The 21,026-nt window shown below is 65.3% G+C and carries 20 protein-coding genes; 11 read left to right on the forward strand and 9 right to left on the reverse strand.

Going from position 1 to position 21,026, the window contains the following annotated elements; all coding sequences use genetic code 11:
• Positions 1-276: 276 nt before the first annotated feature.
• The 3 genes from DVS29_RS08045 to DVS29_RS08055 all read left to right on the forward strand — a co-directional run bounded on the left by DVS29_RS08045 (position 277) and on the right by DVS29_RS08055 (position 2,279).
• Positions 277-843: an acyl-CoA thioesterase gene (locus DVS29_RS08045; RefSeq protein WP_118179924.1), complete on the forward strand. Its 567-nt coding sequence runs from the start codon at positions 277-279 to the stop codon at positions 841-843.
• An 85-nt stretch (positions 844-928) separates the two neighbouring features.
• Positions 929-1,621 carry an HAD family hydrolase gene (locus DVS29_RS08050; RefSeq protein WP_118179925.1) on the forward strand — a complete coding sequence of 231 codons (693 nt, stop codon included), beginning with the start codon at positions 929-931 and terminating at the stop codon, positions 1,619-1,621.
• 193 nt (positions 1,622-1,814) lie between these two features.
• Positions 1,815-2,279: a hypothetical protein gene (locus DVS29_RS08055; protein WP_118179926.1), complete on the forward strand. Its 465-nt coding sequence runs from the start codon at positions 1,815-1,817 to the stop codon at positions 2,277-2,279.
• 27 nt (positions 2,280-2,306) lie between these two features.
• Here the strand turns inward: DVS29_RS08055 and DVS29_RS08060 are convergent, their stop codons facing one another.
• Entirely contained in the window at positions 2,307-2,807 is a 501-nt protein-coding gene (locus DVS29_RS08060; RefSeq protein ID WP_118179927.1) for a hypothetical protein, read from the reverse strand.
• Positions 2,804-3,988 carry a glutathionylspermidine synthase family protein gene (locus DVS29_RS08065; RefSeq protein ID WP_118179928.1) on the reverse strand — a complete coding sequence of 395 codons (1,185 nt, stop codon included), beginning with the start codon at positions 3,986-3,988 and terminating at the stop codon, positions 2,804-2,806. Before DVS29_RS08065 ends, DVS29_RS08060 begins: the two co-directional genes overlap by 4 nt.
• A gap of 125 nt (positions 3,989-4,113) precedes the next feature.
• On the opposite strand from DVS29_RS08065, the gene DVS29_RS08070 reads away from it, so the two are divergent.
• Both DVS29_RS08070 and DVS29_RS08075 read left to right on the forward strand, forming a co-directional pair.
• Positions 4,114-4,959, forward strand: a complete 846-nt coding sequence (locus DVS29_RS08070; RefSeq protein ID WP_118179929.1) for an MOSC domain-containing protein — start codon at positions 4,114-4,116, stop codon at positions 4,957-4,959.
• A 125-nt stretch (positions 4,960-5,084) separates the two neighbouring features.
• On the forward strand, positions 5,085-5,789 hold the full coding sequence (locus DVS29_RS08075) for a glutathione S-transferase N-terminal domain-containing protein (RefSeq protein WP_118179930.1): 705 nt from the start codon (positions 5,085-5,087) through the stop codon (positions 5,787-5,789).
• A 61-nt stretch (positions 5,790-5,850) separates the two neighbouring features.
• Here the strand turns inward: DVS29_RS08075 and DVS29_RS08080 are convergent, their stop codons facing one another.
• Positions 5,851-7,098, reverse strand: coding sequence for an NRAMP family divalent metal transporter (locus tag DVS29_RS08080; protein WP_118179931.1), 1,248 nt, complete (start codon positions 7,096-7,098; stop codon positions 5,851-5,853).
• Between the two features lie 93 nt (positions 7,099-7,191).
• On the opposite strand from DVS29_RS08080, the gene DVS29_RS38110 reads away from it, so the two are divergent.
• Entirely contained in the window at positions 7,192-7,323 is a 132-nt protein-coding gene (locus DVS29_RS38110; RefSeq protein ID WP_276314289.1) for a hypothetical protein, read from the forward strand.
• Positions 7,324-7,428: 105 nt separating this feature from the next.
• On the forward strand, positions 7,429-9,342 hold the full coding sequence (locus tag DVS29_RS08085) for a potassium transporter Kup (protein WP_420816082.1): 1,914 nt from the start codon (positions 7,429-7,431) through the stop codon (positions 9,340-9,342).
• Between the two features lie 38 nt (positions 9,343-9,380).
• Here the strand turns inward: DVS29_RS08085 and DVS29_RS37250 are convergent, their stop codons facing one another.
• Positions 9,381-9,548, reverse strand: a complete 168-nt coding sequence (locus tag DVS29_RS37250) for a hypothetical protein (protein ID WP_164707864.1) — start codon at positions 9,546-9,548, stop codon at positions 9,381-9,383.
• A 466-nt stretch (positions 9,549-10,014) separates the two neighbouring features.
• Between DVS29_RS37250 and DVS29_RS08095 the strand changes: the two genes are divergently transcribed.
• Complete coding sequence (locus DVS29_RS08095; RefSeq protein WP_164707865.1) at positions 10,015-12,207, forward strand: prolyl oligopeptidase family serine peptidase; 2,193 nt, start codon at positions 10,015-10,017, stop codon at positions 12,205-12,207.
• A 26-nt stretch (positions 12,208-12,233) separates the two neighbouring features.
• On the opposite strand, the gene DVS29_RS08100 is transcribed toward DVS29_RS08095, so the two are convergent.
• The 5 genes from DVS29_RS08100 to DVS29_RS08120 all read right to left on the reverse strand — a co-directional run bounded on the left by DVS29_RS08100 (position 12,234) and on the right by DVS29_RS08120 (position 17,969).
• Positions 12,234-14,588, reverse strand: a complete 2,355-nt coding sequence (locus DVS29_RS08100) for a putative bifunctional diguanylate cyclase/phosphodiesterase (protein WP_118179935.1) — start codon at positions 14,586-14,588, stop codon at positions 12,234-12,236.
• A gap of 222 nt (positions 14,589-14,810) precedes the next feature.
• Positions 14,811-15,377: a helix-turn-helix domain-containing protein gene (locus DVS29_RS08105; RefSeq protein WP_118179936.1), complete on the reverse strand. Its 567-nt coding sequence runs from the start codon at positions 15,375-15,377 to the stop codon at positions 14,811-14,813.
• Between the two features lie 76 nt (positions 15,378-15,453).
• Positions 15,454-15,768, reverse strand: a complete 315-nt coding sequence (locus DVS29_RS08110; protein WP_240655513.1) for a transposase — start codon at positions 15,766-15,768, stop codon at positions 15,454-15,456.
• Between the two features lie 404 nt (positions 15,769-16,172).
• The gene (locus tag DVS29_RS08115) at positions 16,173-16,361 is read right to left on the reverse strand and encodes a hypothetical protein (RefSeq protein ID WP_118179937.1); all 189 of its coding nucleotides are present in this window, start codon (positions 16,359-16,361) and stop codon (positions 16,173-16,175) included.
• 216 nt (positions 16,362-16,577) lie between these two features.
• Positions 16,578-17,969 carry an aminotransferase-like domain-containing protein gene (locus DVS29_RS08120; protein WP_118180136.1) on the reverse strand — a complete coding sequence of 464 codons (1,392 nt, stop codon included), beginning with the start codon at positions 17,967-17,969 and terminating at the stop codon, positions 16,578-16,580.
• Between the two features lie 414 nt (positions 17,970-18,383).
• On the opposite strand from DVS29_RS08120, the gene DVS29_RS08125 reads away from it, so the two are divergent.
• Genes DVS29_RS08125 through DVS29_RS08135 form a run of 3 tightly spaced genes read left to right on the forward strand, consistent with a single transcriptional unit; the run spans position 18,384 to position 21,026 of the window.
• Complete coding sequence (locus DVS29_RS08125) at positions 18,384-18,866, forward strand: MSMEG_0572/Sll0783 family nitrogen starvation response protein (protein ID WP_118179938.1); 483 nt, start codon at positions 18,384-18,386, stop codon at positions 18,864-18,866.
• A 14-nt stretch (positions 18,867-18,880) separates the two neighbouring features.
• Positions 18,881-19,945, forward strand: a complete 1,065-nt coding sequence (locus DVS29_RS08130; protein ID WP_118180138.1) for a Nit6803 family nitrilase — start codon at positions 18,881-18,883, stop codon at positions 19,943-19,945.
• The gene (locus DVS29_RS08135) at positions 19,914-21,026 is read left to right on the forward strand and encodes an MSMEG_0568 family radical SAM protein (protein ID WP_240655514.1); all 1,113 of its coding nucleotides are present in this window, start codon (positions 19,914-19,916) and stop codon (positions 21,024-21,026) included. The genes DVS29_RS08130 and DVS29_RS08135 overlap by 32 nt, the downstream gene beginning before the upstream one ends.

Raw genomic sequence — 21,026 nt, forward strand, 5'->3', positions numbered from 1 at the left:
GCGGCGTGAAGGAGTCGGGCTACGGGCGTGAAGGCTCGAAGTACGGCCTCGACGACTATCTGTCGATCAAGTACCTGTGCCAGGGAGGGTTGGAATGACGCGTCGTGTGCGACTCCATGTGACACGTTGAACGGCATCTGACAACAAGCAGACGAGAAGAGGTGTTCTACCCCTGGCAGCACGCATTCGCGAGACAGCTTCACGCAAGGCGTCTACCATGCAGACTCGCGCGCGCCCGATGATGCGGCGTGCGGTTTCCATGTTTCTGCTATCGCCATGAGTCTGCTGCTACGTCTGTTTCTCACGATCCTGTTCGCCCGCCGTCGAGGGCCGCTGCATGTGCTCGATACCTGCGTCACGCCGTATCGCGTGTTGCTGAACGACCTCGACGTGCTGCGTCACATGACGAACAGCCGCTATTTCTCGATCATGGATCTCGCGCGCGTCGATCTGATGATCCGCAGCGGACTATGGAAGCGGCTCAATGCGCGCGGCTGGTATCCGGTCGTCACGCTTGAGACGATGCGCTTTCATCGCTCGCTCGAACTGAACGACCGCTACCAGGTGACCACGCGTGTGATCGGCTGGGACGACCGGCAGATCTTCCTCGAACAGGGCTTCGTACGCGATGGCATGCAGGTTGCGCTCGGCGTGGTTCGCACGCGTTTTCTGAAGCGCGCGGGCGGCACCGTATCGGTCGCGGAGCTGATGGAACTCGCGCAGGTGTCACAGCCTTCGCCGATGTTGCCCGAGTGGGTGGTGCGATGGAGCGAGGCCGATGGCGGCATGCAGACGTCGTCGCGTGCTTCACAGCCGGTGGAAGAAACGACCACGTCGAGCTAGGCGCGCCGCAGAGACGACCCGGAGACCACCGTGGCGCACTTCGGCTATCCTTCACGTTTCGCCCTCCGTACCGAGACGTCCGCCCATGTCCGCTTTCCCGTTTGACGCCGTGCTGTTCGATTGCGACGGCGTGCTCGTCGATTCCGAAACCATCACGAACACCGTGCTCGCGACGATGCTGGGCGAGCTCGGCTGGCATCTGAGTGTCGACGAGACGATGCGGCTTTTCGTCGGCAAGACGGTGATGGACGAAGCGCCGACGATCCATGCGCACACCGGCGTCACCATCGACGCCGAGTGGATCGAGCAGTTTCGCGCGCGCCGTAATACTGAACTGGAACGCAGCGTCGCGCCGATTCCCGGCATCGTCGAGGCGGTGCATGAATTGTCCGCGCGGCTGGATGGGCGCGTCGCGGTGGCGTCGGGCGCGGACCGCTTCAAGGTGCGGCTGCAGCTGCAGAAGGCGGGTCTGCTCGACTGCTTCGAGGGCAAGATTTTCAGCGGCCACGAACTGGGTCGCAACAAGCCGCATCCCGATGTCTACCTCGCCGCCGCGGATGGTCTCGGCGTCGAACCCGCCCGTTGCGCGGTGATCGAAGACTCGGCCACGGGCGCTACCGCCGGCGTGGCGGCGGGCGCCACGGTGTTCGGCTACAGCCCGAGCAACCACGGCCACAGTTCGCACGATGCGTTGCGCGCCGTCGGCGTCGCGCAGATCTTCGTTGACATGCAGTCGCTGCCGGCGCTGCTGGGCGCGTGGCGTAACGGCCGGCGCTGAAGCTGGCCTGCGTGGAGCCGAAGCGGGACCGCGCCAATCCCAGGTACTGGCGGCCGTTTACCCCGCTATTGGACCGATTGCCTGGACTTTCGACCCGTTAGATTGTCGTCTGTGCCCGTGCATCCGCGCGGGCGGAAGACTATATCGAAGCGCCGACGGCTCCATCTGCGTCGGCCGGTGCCGGGAGGATGCGATGGTCAGGAAAGTGTCGCTGTCGAGCGGAAATGGCCGCCGGCATCTGAAGCAGCCGCTCAGCCGCCAGGATGCGGACGCGATCATCGTGCGTTTTCGCGTCGCGCTCGAAGCGGTCCGCCAGGGCCGTACCGACGATGCCTGCATCAAGGCGCTCGTGCACGTGTTCCTGCTGGTCGCGTTCCTGAAGGACGCCGGCCATAGCCGCATCTCCGCGGACATCCTGCGCACCACCGGCGATGCGCTATTCGCGCACATCAACGGCGTTCGCGATCTGGCTGGCAAGCCGCTGCCGGTTGCGCAACTCGCGCAGATCGTCAACGAATACGACCAGCAGCTGCGCGAAACGCGCTTCGAGGTGTTGCTGAAGGCCAGCCAGCAGCTGGCGGGCGCTTACCGCAACATGAAGATGCGGCGCGACGCGCAGACGCTCACGGCGGTGGAAGAACTGGAAGTCTGCGCGTAATAGCGTTCTCGTAGCAGGAGCACGGCGTTACCCGCCGTGTCCGCCCTCGCCGCCGCCCGAATGGGCTGATTCGCCAAAGCCGCCGCGCGAAATCCCTTCCGATCCGCCGTGGCCCGATTTGCCCGACAGCGAGCGCGATGAGACGTTGGATTCGGTGACGCCCGTCGAATGACTCGTCGACACGCGCTCGGTCGTTTCGTTGCCATCGCTGTGATAGACGGTGCCGCCGCGGGTGTAGTACGGCCCGTACCAGTGGCCGCCGTAGTAGCCGCCGCCGTGCGCTCCGCCACCGGACGATCCTGACGCGCCCGATGCCCCCGAAGCACCGGAAGCCGGCTGCGCGCCATCAGCAACGAACACGCAATCGCCCGCGCGCGACCAGTCCGCTTCGCAATCCGCCTGCGACGCATAGCGCGCACGCTGGACGTCCACTTTCGAATCGTTGTCGCACGCCGTGACGAGCGATGCACCGGCCAGCACGCCGAGCGTGCCGATCAAGGTCAGCTTCGGACGCTTTTGAACCTTCATGTCGGGTCGTTCTTGATGAAGTAGTGCGGCAGGAAATAGCTGGTGTTGCGCGTGATCGGCTGCAGCTCTTCGCGCACGCAGAGTCCGACCGCTTCGTCGCCCACCACCCACGATCCGAGCGTCACGTAGCGTCCGCCGAAGCGCGGCAACGGGGCGTACGCCTGATAGATGAAGCCTTCTTCGCCGTAGCGACCGGCTTCGTCGATAACGCGCCCATCGGGCAGCGTCAGCGAGATGTTCGCACCTTCGCGCGAGAAGAACGGCTTCTTCGCATGCGGCTTGTCGGCGAAATCGCTCACGGAAAAGGAGGCGGGCAGCAGGTTTGGATGATCGGGGAAGAGTTGCCAGAGGATCGGCAGGATCGCCTTGTTCGACAGGATCATCTTCCACGGCGGTTCGACCCAGCGCGTGGGGCTCGCGATCAGGCTCGCGCCGAAGCGTTCGCGCAGCATCCATTCCCACGGATAGAGCTTGAAGATCAGCTCGATGGGCTCGTCTTCCTCGTCGTAGAACTGGTCGGTGCGATCGACGCCGATCCGGCGCACGTCGAGAATCTTGACCTTCCAGCCGGCCTGCACGGCGGTGTCCATCATGTACTCGACGTTGCCGACGTCTTCCATGCTGTCGTAGATGCAAGCGAAATGCAGCGTATCGACGCCGGCATAGTGCTGCCGCAGCATGCCCCAGCGCTCGATCAGCGCTTCGTGGATGCTGTTGAACTGGTCGTGCGCGGGCTGCACGTCGGTCTTCCAGAACCACTGCGCGATGCTCGATTCGATCAGTGAAGTGGGCGTATCCGCGTTGTACTCGTAGAGCTTCGGCGCGCCGCGTTCGTCGAGCGTCAGATCGAAGCGGCCGTACACGTTCGGGTCACGCCGCTCCCACGATGCGCGGATCAAGCCCTCGAATTCCGTGGGAATCGCCATGCGCGACAGGAGCCGTGCGCGGATCACGTAGTCGACGGCTTCGAGACAGCGGATATGCAGTTCGCGTGTGGCGGCCCACAGCGTTTCGATCTCGTCTTCGGTGAATACGTAGGCCGCGTCTTCGACCCAGTACGGAAAACGTTGCGCGTCCGGCGGCTGCATCGCGCCGTGTTCGTCGATCGAATGGAAACGGAAGCCGGCGTCGTCGAGCCGTTGCGGCCAGTCAGGGCGCGGATGCTGTCTCGTTCTTTGCATGCGTGGAGGAACGCCGATGCGGGTTTTGTCGGGTTTTGTCGATCCGGCGGTATCGTACACCGCGTTTCAGGCGGTGTCGTAAAATTGTCCGGCAACCCCTGCCCACAACTCGCCGTGATCCCATCATGCCCTTCATCAGCGCGCTGTTCGTCTACCCTGTGAAATCCTGCCGCGGCATCGCGCTCGACGAAGCGCAGCTCGAATCGCACGGCCTGCGTTGGGATCGCCACTGGATGGTGGTCGACGCAACGGGCCGTTTCGTGTCGCAACGCGAGTACCCGGCGATGGCGCTGATCGCGACCGAACTCGCAGCCGACGCGCTGCATCTGCGCACGCCCAATGGCGCGGAACTGGTACTGTCATACGCGGCGCCTGCGCATCTGACTCGCGTGCCGGTGAGCGTGTGGCGCGATTGCTTCGATGCGCTCGACGAAGGCGACGCCGCCGCGCGCTGGATCTCGGCTGCGATCGGCGCGCCATTGCGGCTCGTGCGTTTCGCCGACGACGTCACGCGTCTCGCAAGTCGCGACTGGACGCGCGACACCGATGCCCCGACGCGCTTCGCCGATGGATTTCCGCTGCTGGTCGCAAGCGACGCATCGCTCGCGGAACTGAACGGCCGGCTGGGCGACAAGGGTGTCGATGCGCTGCCGATGAACCGCTTCCGCCCGAACGTCGTGATCGGCGACATCGAAGCGTTCGACGAAGATTACGTGGATACGTTGACGGTGGACGGCGTGGTGCTGCGTCTCGTGAAGCCGTGCGCGCGCTGCCCGATCACGACCGTCGATCAGGCTGCAGGTGACTTCGATGCACGCTGGCCGTACGAACCGCTCGACACGCTGGCGACGTACCGCGCGGACCCTCGCGTGGATGGCGGCCTGACCTTCGGTCAGAACGCGATCGTGGTGGAAGGCGCGGGGCAGCGCTTACGCGTCGGCGCACCGGTGGACGTCGAGCTGAGCTTCTGACGCTTCCGACGCGAAAACCGCTACGCAGGTAGAATGCGCCGGATCAGCATGGTCCGCTGCAAGTCGATGCGCGAGGCCGCGCACCATGCGCCATCTTCGCTACCTTGCCTTCACGAGGACCGCGTATGACCGCTCTCTCCGCTTTCCCGATCCACGACAAATGGCCCGCTGAGCATCCGGACCGCATCCAGCTCTATTCGCTGCCCACGCCGAACGGCGTCAAGGTCTCGATCATGCTGGAAGAAACGGGCCTGCGTTACGAGCCGCATCTGGTGCGCTTCGACCTGAACGACCAGATGACGCCCGAGTTTCTGTCGGTGAGCCCGAACAACAAGATTCCCGCGATCATCGACCCGAACGGCCCCGGCGGCAAACCGCTGCCGCTGTTCGAATCCGGCGCGATCCTGATCTACCTCGCCGACAAGAGCGGCAAGTTTATTCCGGCGGATGTCGCGGCGCGCTACGAAACCATCCAGTGGGTGATGTTCCAGATGGGCGGCATCGGCCCGATGTTCGGCCAGGTCGGCTTTTTCCACAAATTCGCCGGCAAGGAGTACGAAGACAAGCGTCCGCGCGATCGCTATATCGCGGAGTCGCGGCGTCTGTTGACCGTGCTCGAAAAGCGGCTCACGGGCCGGCAGTGGATCATGGGCGACGAGTACACGATCGCGGACATTGCGACGTTCCCGTGGGTACGCAATCTGGTCGGCTTCTACGAGGCGGGCGAACTGGTCGGCTTCAAGGATTTCGTGCAGGTGAAACGCGTGCTCGATGCGTTCCTCGCGCGGCCTGCTGTCGTGAGAGGCCTGGACATCCCAAAGCGCGTCTGAGCTGGTTTCGCCGCGGCGCGCGGCGTGCGCTTCGCGTGTTGACGCGCATGGCAACCGCGCTTCAAGCGACGAAATAAAACACCGCGCCCGCCACCGCCGCCAGCGACACCGCCGTACCCATCGCAACCAGCACCCACAGATACACGCCGCGCGGCCGCCGTTCGCGCGGCAGCGTGGTCGCGCCGAGCGCAATCAGCGTGCCGAGCGCGAGCGGCAGCATCAGCGCATTGACCACCTGCGCCGCGACATTCAGCGACACGAGATTCGGCGTGAGCCACACGAGCGCCGCGCTGAACGCCACCGTGACGACATAGACCGCATAGAACCACGGCGCGCGACGCGTATCCGTATCGAGCGAGCGCTGATAGCCAGCCACTTCACCGAGTCCCCACGCAAGCGACATTGAGCAGACGATCGCGGCGACCATCGATGCACCCAGCACGCCGACGCCGAACAGCACGCGTCCCACGCGCGGCCCGAGCACCGCGGAGAGCGCGGCGCTGATTTCGCCGACGCTTTCCAGTGCATGACGCGCGCCGCTCGACGACAGCGTGGCGGCCGCGGCGACCAGCACGGCCGCGGTCAGCAGTTGCGTGAGCACCGCGCCGGCCGCGGTTTCCACTCGCGCCGCCGTGTAATCGTGCGGACCGAGCCGGCGGTCCACCACCGCGGCCTGCTGGTAGAAAATCATCCACGGATTGAAGGTCGCGCCGATCAGCGCCGCGATCAGGTACGCGAAGCCGGGGTCGTGGAATGGCTGATCCGCAACGGCACGGCTGAGCTGCGCGAGCTCCGGATGCGCGCGCCATGCGACGACGAAGAACGTGAGTTCGAACGCGCCGATCACCATCGCGATGCGATCGATGCGTCGATGCGAGCCCGTGAACACCACACCGACCAGCACGGCGAGCGCGAGCGGCAGCGACACCGAACGCGAGACGCCGATCATTTCGCCGACACCCGCGATGCCGGTGAATTCGGTGACGAGCGAGCCGAGCACCGCGATCGACAGACCGAACGCCGAGATCCATGCCCAGCCGGGGCCGAGTTTTGCGCGTACCAGTTCACCGTGCCCGCAGCCGGTGAAGATGCCGAGCCGCACGGTCAGTTCCTGCACCATGTACAGCAGCGGAATCAGCGCAAGCAGCATCGGCAGCAGACGGTAGCCCCACTGCACGCCGCTTTGCGCAGCGGTTACGACGTTGCCCGCGTCGCAGTCCGCGAGCATCACGAGAAGCCCGGGCCCGCAGGCGGCCAGCCATCGCAGATGCGAGGCAGCGCTCGAGTACGACGGCGGCGAACCTGCCATGAATTCTGAAAGGAAGGGTAGGTAGTATCCGGACTCGGATTGTAGCGCGCGCCTTCGAGCCCTTCGCGCCGCAATGAATCAGTAAGGATCGAAATGAGTACGTATCTGTTGGTTGCCGCTGGTATCGGTCTTGGCCTGTTGATCGCGCTGCGCGGTATCTGGAATCTCGCACAGCCAGGTTCGTCAGACGATCAGGACGACGGCCGTAACGGCAAGCAGGAGTAAGGAATCCGCAAGGCTGGGTCCGCACCCAGCGCGGCTTCGATTGCGATGCAGATCGACCGATACATCGGCGGACACATCGCCGGTGTATCCATGTTGTTTCCCCCAATCCACGACCGGTCCATGTCTTCATCCGCTACCCAGACCCTGCAGAAAAACTCCAGCGCCGCGACGGGCCTCGTGCTCGGCGCGATCGGCGTCGTGTTCGGCGACATCGGCACGAGTCCGCTCTACACGCTGCGTGAATGCCTGAAAGCCGCGGGCGGCGTGAGCCAGATCAACGTGTTCGGCATCGTGTCGTTGATCCTGTGGTCGATCGTCGTCGTCGTCACGCTGAAGTACGTGAGCTTCGTGATGCGCGCGGACAACGAGGGCGAAGGCGGCATTCTCGCGCTGACCGCGCTCGCGTCCGGCGTCGCGCCCGCCAGATTGCGCAACGTGCTGCTCACGCTCGGCGTGTTCGGCGCGGCGATGTTCTACGGCGACTCGATGATCACGCCGGCGATCTCGGTGATCTCCGCGGTGGAAGGCGTGACGCTCGTCGACGCGAAACTCACTGCGTGGATCGTGCCGATTTCGCTCGTGATCCTGACGGGTCTCTTCAAGCTGCAGAAGCGCGGTACCGCGGCAGTCGGCAAGCTGTTCGGTCCGATCATGGTGCTGTGGTTCGCGACGCTCGCGGTGCTCGGCCTGCTGCATATCGCGTCGCATCCGGCCATCGTCGCCGCGGTGTCGCCGCTCTATGCGATCGGCTTCGTCGCGCACGCGCCGGGCACGGCGTTCGTCGTGCTGGGTTCGGTGTTTCTCGCGCTGACGGGCGGCGAGGCGCTGTACGCGGACATGGGTCACTTCGGCAAGCGGCCGATCCGCGCCGCGTGGCTGATCCTCGTGCTGCCGAGCCTGCTGCTCAATTACTTCGGCCAGGGCGCGCTGGTGCTCGAGCGGCCCAAGGCCATCGCGCAGCCGTTCTTCGAATCGGCGCCGGACTGGGCGCTCGTGCCGCTCGTCGTGCTCGCGACGGCGGCCACGATCATCGCGTCGCAGGCGGTGATTTCGGGCGCGTTCTCGATGACGAAGCAGGCGGTGCAGCTGGGCTTTCTGCCGCGCATTCCGGTGGTCCACACGTCGACCGAAGAGATGGGGCAGATCTACGTGCCGTTCATCAACATCTCGCTGTATGCGGCGGTGGTGTTCCTCGTCGTGTTCTTCAAGTCGTCCGATAATCTCGCGGCCGCGTACGGCATCGCGGTCGCGTCGACGATGCTGCTGACCACGCTGCTGATGTACTTCATCACGCATTGTCTGTGGCACTGGAAGCCGATCGCGACGTTCGTCGTGATCGGGCCGCTCGCGCTCGTCGACGCGGTGTTCGTGTCGAGCAACGTCGGCAAGGTGATGGACGGCGGCTGGTTCCCGCTGCTCGCGGGCGGCGCGCTCTTCACGATCATGACCACGTGGCACCGCGGCCGCGAACTGATGGTGGACATGATGAAGTCGGGGAACATTCCGCTCGCCGATCTGATCCGTTCGCTCTGCGGCGGCTCGCATCCGCCGCCGCGCATCGACGGCACCGCGGTGTTTCCGGGCGGCGTGGAAGGCATGACGCCTTCCGCGTTCATGCACAACCTGAAGCACAACCGCGTGATGCACCGGACCAACATTTTCCTCGCGGGTTCGACGGAGAACGTGCCGCATGTGCCTGACGATCACAAGACGGTCGTCGAGGATCTCGGCCACGGCTGCTATTCGGTGTCGGTGAAGCACGGCTTCATGGAGATTCCGAACATCCCGACGATCCTGCAGCTCGTCGCGAAGCAGATCCCGGAGTGGGAGTACGAACCCGCGGACACGTCGTTCTTCCTCGCGCGCGACACGGTGATCGCCACCGGACAGAGCGGCGCGATGTCGCTATGGCGCGAGAAGCTGTTCGCTTTCCTCGGACGCAACGCGGCGCAGGCTGCGGAGTATTACAGCCTGCCGGCAAACCGCGTGGTGGAGATGGGTGGGCAGATCAACCTGTAGCGGTCGATCTGCTTGGGACGGTTGAGCTGCGGGTGGGGTCAGTGGATACGGAAATTGCCGACCACGCCGACCCCGACAGCGGGCGCCGCGTAGTATGCCGGCGCGGGGTAGTAGCCATAGCCGTACGCGGGATAGCCGTACGGCGCGACGACGCAACCGGCAAGGCCCGCCACGGCCAGTGCAACGACGACAAGCAGTCTGATCACAACGTTCTCCAGCGTCGTGGTGCTTCGGTCGAAGCCACGCACAAAAGCGACGGACAAAAAGCGGCCCATCTCGAAGGATGGGCCAGATACAGGGGATCTAACAAGCGCCTCGGGGGAGAGGCGATTCGAGTGTAGAAGGTATTCCCCGGCAATCGGTTTCAGCCGCATTTACACGTGTTACCTGGTGTGACCAGGGCGCGGCATGCTGACCGTCGCGGCGCCCTTCGCCGCGCCTTGAAATCCCGCGCAACGCACCGCCCGGCGCGGCTCTTCGCGCGGGCCCGCGCTTCATGTGCCGGCCGGACGCGCTTTGCGCCTCTGTAATCCGTTACACCGGTGAAATCTTTGGAACGATTCGCAGCGCATGACTACGTGTATTCGTGGTCCGGCCGCGGTTTTTGATCGCTATTGTTGCGTGCGATCACTCGCGGTAATCTTGCCGCGCCTCGTTACCCGAAGAGCTCAGATGAAAGCAATCACAACCGTTCTTGCCGTGACGCTCGCCACCAGCCTCGCCGCCGCGGCCATCACCACATTCGCGGCCGATGGGCCGCCGGTCGCGCCGGTGCGGCCGGTCACGACGACCTATTTCGGCACCGCAGTCGTCGACAACTACCGGTACATGGAGAACCTGAAGGACCCCGAGGTGCAGGCGTGGATGAAGGCGCAGGCGGGCTACACGCGCAAGGTGCTCGACCGCATTCCCGGCCGTAACGCGCTCGCGAAGCAGATCCAGAACCTGATGGCGGGCGACCTGACGCGCGACGAATTCACGCGCCGCGGCAATCGTCTGTTCTACCGGCTGATGGACCCGGGCAGCAATCTGCCGAAGCTCGCGTGGCGCGACGGCATGAACGGCGAAGAGCACGTCGTGGTCGATCCGGCGAAGCTCGCGACGGACAGCGCGCACCACTACGCGCTCGACTGGTACTCGCCGTCGTGGGATGGACGCTACGTCGCGTACGGCGTGTCCGAGGGCGGCTCGGAAAAGAGCGTGCTGCATGTGATGGACCTGCAGACCGGCACGCAGCTCGCCGAATCGATTGACCGCACGAGCGACTGCATCGTGTCGTGGCGCAGCGACAACCGTTCGTTCTTCTACCTGCGCTATCCGAAGGCGGGCCCCGACACGCCGCCCGCGTTGAGCGAGTACAACGCGGTGACGTTCGTGCACACGCTCGGCGAGCATACCGATGGCGAAGGCGACGAAGCGGTGTTCGGCCGCGGCGTCTCCGCGAAGGTCGACGTGCCGGAAGGCCAGGGCGCGTACGTGCTGCTGTCGCCGGACTCGCAGTACGCGGTCGCGGTGCTCAACCACAACATGGACAACAACCCGAACACGTTCTACGTGGCGCCGCTCGATCGCATTCATGGCGCCGATACGCCGTGGCAGAAGATCGCGGACCCGCAGGACGGCGTGACCGACGTGCAGCTGCGCGGCGACCGTCTGTACTTGCTCACGGAGAAGGGCGCGTCGCGCTTCCAGATCCTGTCTACTTCGGCCGCGCATCCGGACATCGCGCATGCGGATGCGATCGTGCCGGAAGGGCCGAACGTGATCGACGCGTTCACGCTCGCGAAAGATTCGATCTACGTGGGCGAACGCGCGGGCGCGAGCTTCCAGCTGCTACGCGTGTCGTTCGACGGCAAGACGAGCACCAACGTCGCGCTGCCGTTCTCGGGCACCGTGCGCGATCTGAGCGCCGATCCGCGCGATACCGGCGTGATGTTCAATCTGCAGGGCTGGGTGAAGGCGCCGCGTGAAGTCGCGTTCGATCCGGCGGTGAACGAGAACGCGGCGATCGATACCGGCCTCGTGCCGCCGTCGAAGCTGGAATCCGATGCCTACGAAGCGCACGACGAATACGCGGTGAGTTACGACGGCACGCGCATCCCGGTGTCGGTGATTTCGAAGAAGGGCATTGCGCATGATGGCTCGCATGCGACCATCGTGTTCGGCTACGGCAGCTACGGGCTTTCGATGGATCCGGTGTACCGGCCGCAGTGGCAGGCATGGCTCGACCAGGGCGGCATCGTCGCGGTGTCGCACATGCGCGGCGGCGGCGAGTACGGCGACGCATGGCATCGCGCCGGACAGAAGCGGTGGAAGATCAACACGATGCTCGATTTCGTCGCGTCGGCGCAGTACATGATCGATCAGCACTACACGCAATCGAAGTATCTCGCGGCGAACAGCGCGAGCGCGGGCGGCATCGTGATGGGCGGCGCGATGAGCATCGACCCGGGCCTCTTCCGCGTGGTGCTCGACGACGTCGGGCTATCCGATGCGCTGCGTTTCGAGACTGAACCGAACGGTCCGCCGAACGTGCCGGAGATGGGCTCGAGTTCCGACGAAGCGGGTTTTCACGGGCTCTATGCGATGAGCGCGTACGCGCATATCCATGACGGCACGCCGTATCCGGCGATCATGTTCACGACCGGCGCGAACGATCCGCGCGTGTCGCCGTGGCACATGCTGAAGATGGCGGCGCGCGTGCAGGCCGCGACCAGCAGCAAGCGTCCGGTGCTGTTGCGGATCGATTACGACGCCGGTCACGGCATCGGTTCGAGCGTGTCGCAGCGCGCCAATCTGCTGGCGGACGAGTGGGCGTTCGCGCTGTGGCAGATGGGCAAGCCGGGCTTCCAGCCGAAGCACTGAGCGTTGCAGGGACCTTAACAGGGACCTCAGCGGGACGTCGGCGTGATCGCCGCGTCCTGTTCGTCCTCAAAAAGCCACAGGCGCTCGCGATCCGGCAGCGCGTGCAGCCGCGCCGCGAATTCCGCCGCGCCGACGGGCCGCCCGAACAGATAACCCTGCATGCGGTCGCAGCCGATGCCGCGCAGAAACACGGCTTGTTCGGCCGTTTCCACGCCTTCCGCGGTGACGCTCATCCCCAGCGAATGCGCCATCGCGACGACGGCCTGAGTGATCCCGACCGAATCGCGATGCGTCGGCAGACCGGCGACGAACGAGCGGTCCACCTTCAGGTTGCGCAGCGGAAAGCGGTGCAGATACGACAGCGACGAATAGCCGGTGCCGAAGTCGTCGAGCGACACGCGCACGCCCATTGCGGTGAGCGCGGTGAGGGTGGGCAGCACGGCGCGCGGCTCGCCCATCAGCAGGCCTTCGGTGATCTCGAGTTCGAGCCCGGTGGGTTCCAGGCTGTAACGTGCAAGACAGTTGGCGATGTGGTCGACGAGCCCGCCATCGAACTGGCGCGGCGACAGGTTCACTGAAATGGCCAGGTTGGGCGCGAGCGAACGGCGCCATTCGGCGATCTGCTCGCACGCGCGCTCCAGCACCCATGAGCCGATCTCGACGATCATGCCGGTGTCTTCCGCGACCGGAATGAATTCGGCGGGCGACACGGTGCCGTGCTCTTCGCTGCGCCAGCGCAGCAGCGCTTCGGCGCCGATGATGCGGCCGCTCGCGCCTTCGACGATCGGCTGCCATGCGAGCGACAGCTCGCGGTTCGGCAGCGCGCGGCGCAGCGACTGCTCGATCGCGAAACGCCGCTGCAGATGCCGGTTCAGCTCGGCGCTGAAGAACTGGTAGTCGTTGCGGCCGCACTGCTTCGCGTAGTACATCGCGGAGTCGGCGTGGCGCATCAGCGTGAGCGCGTCGGTGCCGTCGTCGGGATAGAGGCTGATGCCGATCGACGCGCTCAGATAGTATTCATTGCCCGCCACCGCGAGCGGTTTCGCGATCGTGTCGAGCACCTGCTGCGCGAGCTTGATGAGGCTCGCCGCATCCGGGTAATCGCTCACCGCGATCACGAACTCGTCGCCGCCCACGCGCGCGAGCGTGTCGTGTGTGCCGACGCATGACGTGAGGCGCTGCGCGATATTGCGCAGCAACGCATCGCCGGCTTCGTGGCCCGCGGTGTCGTTGACCTTCTTGAAGCCGTCGAGATCGATGAAGAGCACCGCCATCCGTTCGGTCGGACGGCTCGCGTTGCCGTTCGCCGCCGGCTCCAGCAACGCGCGCATGCGGTCCGCAAGATAGGCGCGATTGAAGAGCCCAGTCAGCGAATCGTGCGTCGCGAGCCAGGTGAGCTGGCGCTGCGCTTCGCGCACGGGGCCGATATCGGTGAACGAGATCAGCAGCGCGGTGGCGCCGGCGTCGCCCGGCTTCACGATCGGCACGGCGTTTTCGACGATCCACAGCATGTCGCCGCTGACGAGCTCGATGCCGAGCGTCACGCCGAGCTGCGGCTGGCCGCTCGCGAGCGCGCGCTTCGACGGGCGTTCCTCGGGGCGCATCGGCGTGCCGTCTTCGTACACCGCACGGCGCAGCACCGTTTCGATCGGCTGGCCGACGATGTTGGCCGGCGCGCGCAGGATGCGCTGCGCACTGGGATTGCACGCGAGCACGATGCCGTCGTGCGACTGCACGACGATGCCTTCATTCAGGTTGTCGACGACGAGCCGGTGATGTTCCTCGCTCTGCGCGAGCCGCTGCACCATCGCGTTGCGCTGGACCGCGAGGCCGACGCTGCGGCCGATGTCGCGCAGGATCGCTTCTTCGGCAGGGCTGGGACGGCGCGGCCGGCCGTGATAGACGGCGAACGCGCCCGCGACGATGCCGGCGTCGCTCTCGAACGGCACCGACCAGCACGCGCGCAGGCCGAACGGCAGCGCGATCGCGCAGTAATCGGCCCACAGCGGATCGGTCTCGATGTCTTCGACGACGACGAGGCGCCGCTCGTAGATTGCGGTGCCGCACGAGCCGGCGCGCGGCCCGATCGCGAGGCCATCGAGCGCGCGGCTGTATTCCTTCGGCAACGAAGGCGCGCTGCCGACGTGCACGTGCACCCCGTCTGCGTCGAGCAGCAGGATCGAACAGTGCACGCCATCGCCGAGCAGCGTCTCGGCGCGGCTGCATACCTCCGTGAGCAGGTCGTGAAGCGGCGCATTTGCGGCCAGCAGCCGCCACATGCTGCGCTCCGAGGCGAGCACCTGCTCCGCCAGCCCGGACGGATACGGCATTCCCTCGGATGCGGCGATCACGGCCTTATCGGCTCTGTGTTCATCCGTCATGTGCGTTCTCCCAACGGCACAAACGGCAGATTTCTCTCGGAACCTTACTGGTGTTTACCCCGAGCACCCGTCCGTCAACGCGCGTGACGCATTCGCCAGACGCAGCAAACGGCGAACCCGCTCGGGGGGAGACCATTGTGCACCCGCGATGGGACGAAAAAAAGAAACCTGTGAGGTGCGGCGTACGGTGCCGTGGAACGACGCGCGGCGCCGTGCTGCCGGTCAGAAGAGCCGCGGCGTGCCGACCCAGACGACGAGCGCTTCCGTGTCCGCGACGTTGGCCCAGCTGTGCGGCAGCATCGAGCTGAAATGCGCGCTGTCGCCGGATTTCAGCGTGAAGGTCTCGCCTTCGATCGTCAGCGAGACCTCGCCGGTCAGGACGTAGATGAATTCCTCGTCGGCGTCGGTCGCGACGTCGGTGTGCGGTTGGCCTGGGGCCATCCGCACGAGCAGTGTTTCGAGCTGGCGGCCGGCGGTTTCGCTGGTGAGGCGCGCAAAGCGCGTCGGGGAATCGGTAAAGCCGAAAAAGCTCAGCTGCTCACCGCGCCGCACGGACTGCGCCTCGCTCGGCGTGCCGACGAAGTACGGCAGACTCGCGCCGAGCGCCGACGCGATACCGCGCAGCGAATTCAGCGATGGCGTGGCGTGACCGCGCTCCACCTGCGACAGAAAGCCTTTCGAAATACCGGCCGCGCTCGCGGTGGCGTCGAGCGTGAGCTTCAGGCGCTGACGCAGCGCGCGGATCTTGCTGCCGATCGTGAGGTTGGACGCTTCGCTGTGGGCTTGCATGGACTCCAGTGTGGCAGCAGCGTGCATCGCGGCCGCTTGCGGCGCGCGTAGGTTGCCAGGCGATGCGGATGCGGACTTACGGGCGAGGGCTGTCACTGTCGGGCACGACGCCGAGCAGCGCGAAGGCTTCGCCAAGCTGACCGCTCTTTCGCCATTTCAGCGAACGGATATAGCAGGTCTGAATCGGCGGAAATGTGGCCGGTAAATGATTCCAGCTCTCGTGGCGCGAGGTAATCCAGAGAATCGCATTCAGAATGGCGCGAGGATTGGCTTTCGGACGACCGCCTCGCGATCTGGAATCTTCGCGAAAAAGATGTTCGACTTTCGCCCAGTCCTCATCCGGCAATGGAATGGGAATGGCGTCAGGCGCCCCGTCCTCTCGATGACTCATGGCGTACCTCGACCCGTCCGAAAGCAGGCAGATAGCGCGGCTGGTGCAGCCGGCTAGCCGGTCAATCAATACAGGAAGCTCTCTGCGACATCGCCTGCGGATCGGCACAACCGGTCGCAATGGAAGACCATTGAACGCAATTCGCGATCGGGCGGAATGTCATTAATTGGGTGCTTTTGCTATTTGCGAAGATTTACGCTGCGCATTTACTTGATCCAATGCGATGCGCGACGAAGAAAATCGCAAGCCATCTATTTACGCGATTCCGCAAATGGCAGCCATGCAGGAAATCCCTCTGTTTTTACGGCGAGGGAAGGTGAGGCGGGGAGTGGAGTGACGGAGGCGGGTTCAGGCGCGCAGGCGCCGCACCAGCATCATTGCGCGCGCAATCAGGAACGCCATGGTCAGAGCTCGCCCGCGCCGCCCGATTCGTCGCTGGTCGCGAGTTCGAGCTTCATCGTTTCGCGCACGGCGTCGGCGAATTTCTGCAGCGAGTTCAGCGAGCCGCAGACGCTGTGATAGCTCTGCCTGCCGATCTGTGCGTCGAGCAAAACCTGCATGCCAGCGTCCCGGGCCATTGCGATGAGATCCATGAACGAATTCCCTGCGTTGCGTTGTCGGTTACACCGGGTCGGTGGCGATCCGGGGAAGTGGCCGTTGCCGGTCATGTCCGGTGTAACGGCAATGCTGTGTATGAACCTTAGATTAAGGGGGAGTCGTTTAGAGCGATTCGTCGAACAGTGACCATTCATGGCGGGACTTCCTGCGTTGGCCGCGATGCGGCTGGATCAGGGTTTGCCCGGGCGTCGTCACAGCATCGGCATGTGAAGGTGATGCGGATCGTCGAGCTTGTCGGCGATGCGACGCAGCGCGTCGCGACAGTCGTTCCGGTCCTGCGGACCGCCTAGGCATACGCGAATCGCGTTCGGCGCGTTGCCGTCGGTCGAAAACGCGGCGCCCGCGACTGCGCCGATGCCCTGGTTGCGCAGTTGCAGCGCGAGTTCCGGCGCGCTCCAGTCGCAATGCGGCGGAATCGGCAGCCACAGATGGAAGGCGGCCGGATGCGCGTCGTGAGGCCACGCGGACAATTCCTGCGCGGCGATCGCCTGGCGTGCGGCAGACTCCGCGCGAATCGCTCCGAGCATGTCGTGCGCGGTGCCGTCGTTGATCCATTGCGTGGCGAGCAGCACGGTAAACGGGCTCGGCATCACGGTCGTCGCGCGCAGCGCGCCGGCAATCCGCTGCGCGTGCCGCGCGCCGGGCGCGCTCAGATACGCGACGCGCAGGCCGGCACCGAGGGTCTTCGCGAGACCGGTCACGTAGCACGTGAGTTCGGGCGCGAGCGTCGCCATCGCGACGGGCGCATCCGGTTGTAGCAGGCCGTATGCATCGTCTTCGATGATCGGCACGCTGTAGCGGAGCGCGACATCGGCGAGCGCCTCGCGCCGTTGCGTCGACAACGTCAGCGTGCTCGGATTCTGCAGCGTCGGGTTGCAGTAGAACGCGCCGGGCAGCGCTGTCCTGCATAGCGCTTCGAATGCATGCGGCAACGGTCCCTCGTCGTCGCGCGGCAACGCCTGCAGACGCACGCCGAGTTGCGACGCGATCGCCTTGATGCCGGGGTACGCGAGCGCATCGAGACAGATCGTGTCGCCGGGCCGCGCATACTGCGACACGAGCGCAACGAGCGCGCTGTGAATGCCGGGACACACCAGCATCGTGTCGTCGTCGCGATCGGGCAGACGAGTCTTGAGCCAGTTGCGTCCCGCCGCGCGATCGGCGGCCGTCCCGCCAAAATCCTGATAGCGCAGCAGGCGATACGGATCGGTCGCGGCAAGCACGCGCGCGGCCGATTCGGCGAGTCGTGCCGCGAACTCTGGCGGCTCGGGCGGCATGTTCATCGACATCTCGACACTGCTGCCGCCCGCGAGCGGCAAGGTCTGCGTCTTGCCGCGCACGAATGTGCCGCTGCCAGCGCGCGAATCGAGCAGGCCGCGCTTGCGCGCTTCGGCGTAGGCACGCGCGACGGTGGTGTAGTTCAGCTGCAGCGCGTCCGCCAGATCGCGCAGCCCGGGCAGACGGTCTCTGGGGCGCAGGCGGCCGCTCGCGAGGTCCTCTTCGATCAGATCGGGGATCGTCATGTAGGCTGGCTTGCGGCTTTCCGACAGACGCTTGAGCCAGTGATGCGTGAGGCTGTCCATGATGTCGCGCGCGGCACGTGAAGGCGGATTGGGTGAGAAAACCTTAGCACGCGATAAAGCCGAAAAATAAAGCTGATCGGATTGCGCGCAACACTTGATCGCATTGATTGCATCGATGCACGGTTCCGGTGTGCACCGCACCTGCGCTGCACATGTGGCGGCCGGTTCCTGCGCAATCGCGGTGCAGTGCGATGCGTCGCAACGCATCCCGGATACGCTATGCGGAGCACATCCAGTGTGCGCGCGAAAATTTTTTCGGATTCCTTCGACTTCCGCGTTTTGAATGATTGCAACTTGATCGCATCGCCGGTGCGATCGATTGGCATAGCCGTTGCGTTGAAGGGAGCGCCTCGCGGCAATGCGCCACCGGGCGCGAGCCGTTCCTTCAACCGATCCGATTCATGGAGCACTGCCATGCCTGCCGTTACGCAACCGCATCACAAGAGCGGAGATTTTCTGGTCGACTTCGAAGAGAAGGTGTTCGAGGACGTGAAGGCGGAGCCCGGCGAGAAAGCGCTTGTCACGTTCCACACGGTCGCGTTCGAAGGGTCGATCGGCTTCGTCAATCTGCTGCAGGCCACGCGCCTGCAACGCAAGGGCTTCGCGACGTCGGTGCTGCTCTATGGACCGGGCGTCACGCTGGGTTTGCAGCGCGGCTTTCCGACGCTCGGCGACGAAGCGTTTCCCGGCCATCTGAACTTCAACAAGCAGCTGATGAAGTTCATGGAAGAGGGCGGCAACGTGTACGCGTGCCGCTTCGCGCTGCAGGCGCTGTATGGTCACGGCGAGGCGTCGCTGATCGAAGGGATCAAGCCGATCAATCCGCTCGACGTGCTGGATCTGCAACTCCTGCATCGCAAGGAAAACGCACTGATCATCCACACGTGGACCGTCTGAGCGCGAGTCGCATCATGTCCGATCCACACATCGTTCGAGCGGCCGCCGCGCAGATCGCGCCCGATCTCGAGCGCGCCGCCGGCACGCTCGACAAGGTGTGCGCGGCGATCGACGAAGCCGCCGGCAAGGGCGTGCAGCTGATCGTCTTTCCCGAGACGTTCGTGCCGTACTACCCATATTTCTCGTTCGTGCGTCCGCCCGTCGTGTCCGGCGCGGACCACATGCGGCTCTACGAGGAGGCGGTCGTCGTGCCGGGGCCGGTTACGCAGGCGGTGGCCGAGCGCGCGCGAACCCATGGCATGGTAGTCGTGCTCGGCGTGAACGAGCGCGATCACGGCAGCCTCTACAACGCGCAGCTGATTTTCGACGTCGACGGCCGGCTCGCGCTGAAGCGCCGCAAGCTCACCCCGACCTTCCACGAACGCATGATCTGGGGGCAGGGCGACGCGGCGGGTCTGAAGGTCGTGCAGACAGGGGTGGGCCGCGTCGGCGCGCTCGCGTGCTGGGAGCACTACAACCCGCTCGCGCGCTATGCGCTGATGACGCAGCACGAAGCGATCCACTGCAGTCAGTTTCCCGGCTCGCTCGTCGGGCCGGTTTTCGCCGAGCAGATCGATGTGACGATCCGTCATCACGCGCTGGAATCGGGCTGCTTCGTCGTCAACGCGACCGGCTGGCTCACCGACGCGCAGATCGAGTCCGTCACGAGCGACCCGAAGCTGCAGAACGCGCTGCGCGGCGGCTGCCATACGGCGATCGTGTCGCCCGAAGGACAGCATCTTGCCGAGCCGCTGCGAGAGGGCGAGGGCATGGTGATCGCCGATCTCGACATGACGCTGATCACGAAACGCAAACGGATGATGGATTCGGTCGGGCACTACGCGCGCCCCGAACTGCTGAGCCTCGCGATCAACGACCGCCCGGCGGTGCCGGTCACGGCAATGCACGAGATGCGCCGCGATATGCCGCCCGCGGATGCGCTGTCACTGCGCGACGCGCTTCCGGACCACGGCGAAGCGGAATGGGGCGCCAATGGAGAACGCTTTCATGAACGCACGCGAGAATCTGTCGGCCGCTAGCCGGCAACTGATGACCGAACTGCAGTCCGCGGGTTTGCGTCTCGAGAGTCCGCATGCGGGCGTCGCGAGCCGGCGCGGCGGCGCGGGGCCGTCCGATCACAAGGCCGTGACGGTGGACGGCGTGACGATCATGGTGCCGGTGCATACGAACACCGCGTGGCACTCGCCGTTCGTCGCCGGGGAACCGGATGCGAGCGGCACGAGCGCGCTGATGCGCGGTGCGATTCCGATCGCGAGCATCGGCTTTCCGCGGGCGCCGCGGTTCTACGGCATGCAGACGCTCGATGGCGTGCCGTATTCGCAGATCGCGACGCTGCACGGTTCGGACGTGCTCGCGACGACCGTGCTGCAGACCTGCGTCCGTTACGAGAGCCGGCGCAAGGCGTGCCGGTTCTGCGCGATCGGCCAGTCGCTCGCGGCGGGGCGCACGATTGCGCGCAAGACGCCGCAGCAGCTTGCGGAAGTGGCGCGTGCCGCGGTGTTGCTGGACGGCGTGAAACATATGGTGCTGACCACCGGCACGCCGCCGACGAGCGACCGCGGCGCGCAGATCCTCTGCGAAAGCGCATTCGCGATCAAGGCTGCTGTCAACCTGCCGATCCAGGCGCAATGCGAGCCGCCGGACCACGACCTGTGGTTCGAGCGGATGAAGGCGAGCGGTATCGACACGCTCGGCATGCATCTGGAAGCTGTCACGCCCGAGGTGCGCGAGCGGATCATGCCGGGCAAGGCAAGCGTGCCGCTCGCGCGCTACATGGAGGCGTTCGAGGCGGCGGTCGCGGTGTTCGGCCGCGGCCAGGTCGGCACCTACATCCTCGCGGGGCTCGGCGACACCGCGGAGGCGATTCTGGAGACGTCGCGCGAACTGATCGGGCGCGGCGTGTATCCGTTCGTCGTGCCGTTCGTGCCGATCAGCGGCACGCCGCTCGAAGACCACCCCGCGCCCACGCCCGCTTTCATGCGCTCGGTGCTCGAACCGCTCGGCGCGATGCTGCGCGCAGCGAACCTGCGGTCCGCCGACATCAAGGCAGGCTGCGGCAAGTGCGGCGCGTGTTCGTCGCTGTCTTCGTACGAGGTGTGA

The sequence above is a fragment of the Paraburkholderia phosphatilytica genome, from assembly GCF_003443895.1.
In the GTDB taxonomy this organism is placed as follows: domain Bacteria; phylum Pseudomonadota; class Gammaproteobacteria; order Burkholderiales; family Burkholderiaceae; genus Paraburkholderia; species Paraburkholderia phosphatilytica.

What these genes read in the sequence shown, in the direction of transcription:
- DVS29_RS08135 (WP_240655514.1), top strand. Translation starts at nt 19,914, where the DNA reads ATGAACGCACGCGAGAATCTGTCGGCCGCTAGCCGGCAACTGATGACC.
- DVS29_RS08045 (WP_118179924.1), top strand. Translation starts at nt 277, where the DNA reads ATGAGTCTGCTGCTACGTCTGTTTCTCACGATCCTGTTCGCCCGCCGT.
- DVS29_RS08105 (WP_118179936.1), bottom strand. Translation starts at nt 15,377, where the DNA reads ATGCAAGCCCACAGCGAAGCGTCCAACCTCACGATCGGCAGCAAGATC.
- DVS29_RS08055 (WP_118179926.1), top strand. Translation starts at nt 1,815, where the DNA reads ATGGTCAGGAAAGTGTCGCTGTCGAGCGGAAATGGCCGCCGGCATCTG.
- DVS29_RS08065 (WP_118179928.1), bottom strand. Translation starts at nt 3,988, where the DNA reads ATGCAAAGAACGAGACAGCATCCGCGCCCTGACTGGCCGCAACGGCTC.
- DVS29_RS08110 (WP_240655513.1), bottom strand. Translation starts at nt 15,768, where the DNA reads ATGAGTCATCGAGAGGACGGGGCGCCTGACGCCATTCCCATTCCATTG.
- DVS29_RS08095 (WP_164707865.1), top strand. Translation starts at nt 10,015, where the DNA reads ATGAAAGCAATCACAACCGTTCTTGCCGTGACGCTCGCCACCAGCCTC.
- DVS29_RS08070 (WP_118179929.1), top strand. Translation starts at nt 4,114, where the DNA reads ATGCCCTTCATCAGCGCGCTGTTCGTCTACCCTGTGAAATCCTGCCGC.
- DVS29_RS08125 (WP_118179938.1), top strand. Translation starts at nt 18,384, where the DNA reads ATGCCTGCCGTTACGCAACCGCATCACAAGAGCGGAGATTTTCTGGTC.
- DVS29_RS08120 (WP_118180136.1), bottom strand. Translation starts at nt 17,969, where the DNA reads ATGGACAGCCTCACGCATCACTGGCTCAAGCGTCTGTCGGAAAGCCGC.
- DVS29_RS08060 (WP_118179927.1), bottom strand. Translation starts at nt 2,807, where the DNA reads ATGAAGGTTCAAAAGCGTCCGAAGCTGACCTTGATCGGCACGCTCGGC.
- DVS29_RS08080 (WP_118179931.1), bottom strand. Translation starts at nt 7,098, where the DNA reads ATGGCAGGTTCGCCGCCGTCGTACTCGAGCGCTGCCTCGCATCTGCGA.
- DVS29_RS08100 (WP_118179935.1), bottom strand. Translation starts at nt 14,588, where the DNA reads ATGACGGATGAACACAGAGCCGATAAGGCCGTGATCGCCGCATCCGAG.
- DVS29_RS08050 (WP_118179925.1), top strand. Translation starts at nt 929, where the DNA reads ATGTCCGCTTTCCCGTTTGACGCCGTGCTGTTCGATTGCGACGGCGTG.
- DVS29_RS38110 (WP_276314289.1), top strand. Translation starts at nt 7,192, where the DNA reads ATGAGTACGTATCTGTTGGTTGCCGCTGGTATCGGTCTTGGCCTGTTG.
- DVS29_RS08115 (WP_118179937.1), bottom strand. Translation starts at nt 16,361, where the DNA reads ATGGATCTCATCGCAATGGCCCGGGACGCTGGCATGCAGGTTTTGCTC.
- DVS29_RS08075 (WP_118179930.1), top strand. Translation starts at nt 5,085, where the DNA reads ATGACCGCTCTCTCCGCTTTCCCGATCCACGACAAATGGCCCGCTGAG.
- DVS29_RS08130 (WP_118180138.1), top strand. Translation starts at nt 18,881, where the DNA reads ATGTCCGATCCACACATCGTTCGAGCGGCCGCCGCGCAGATCGCGCCC.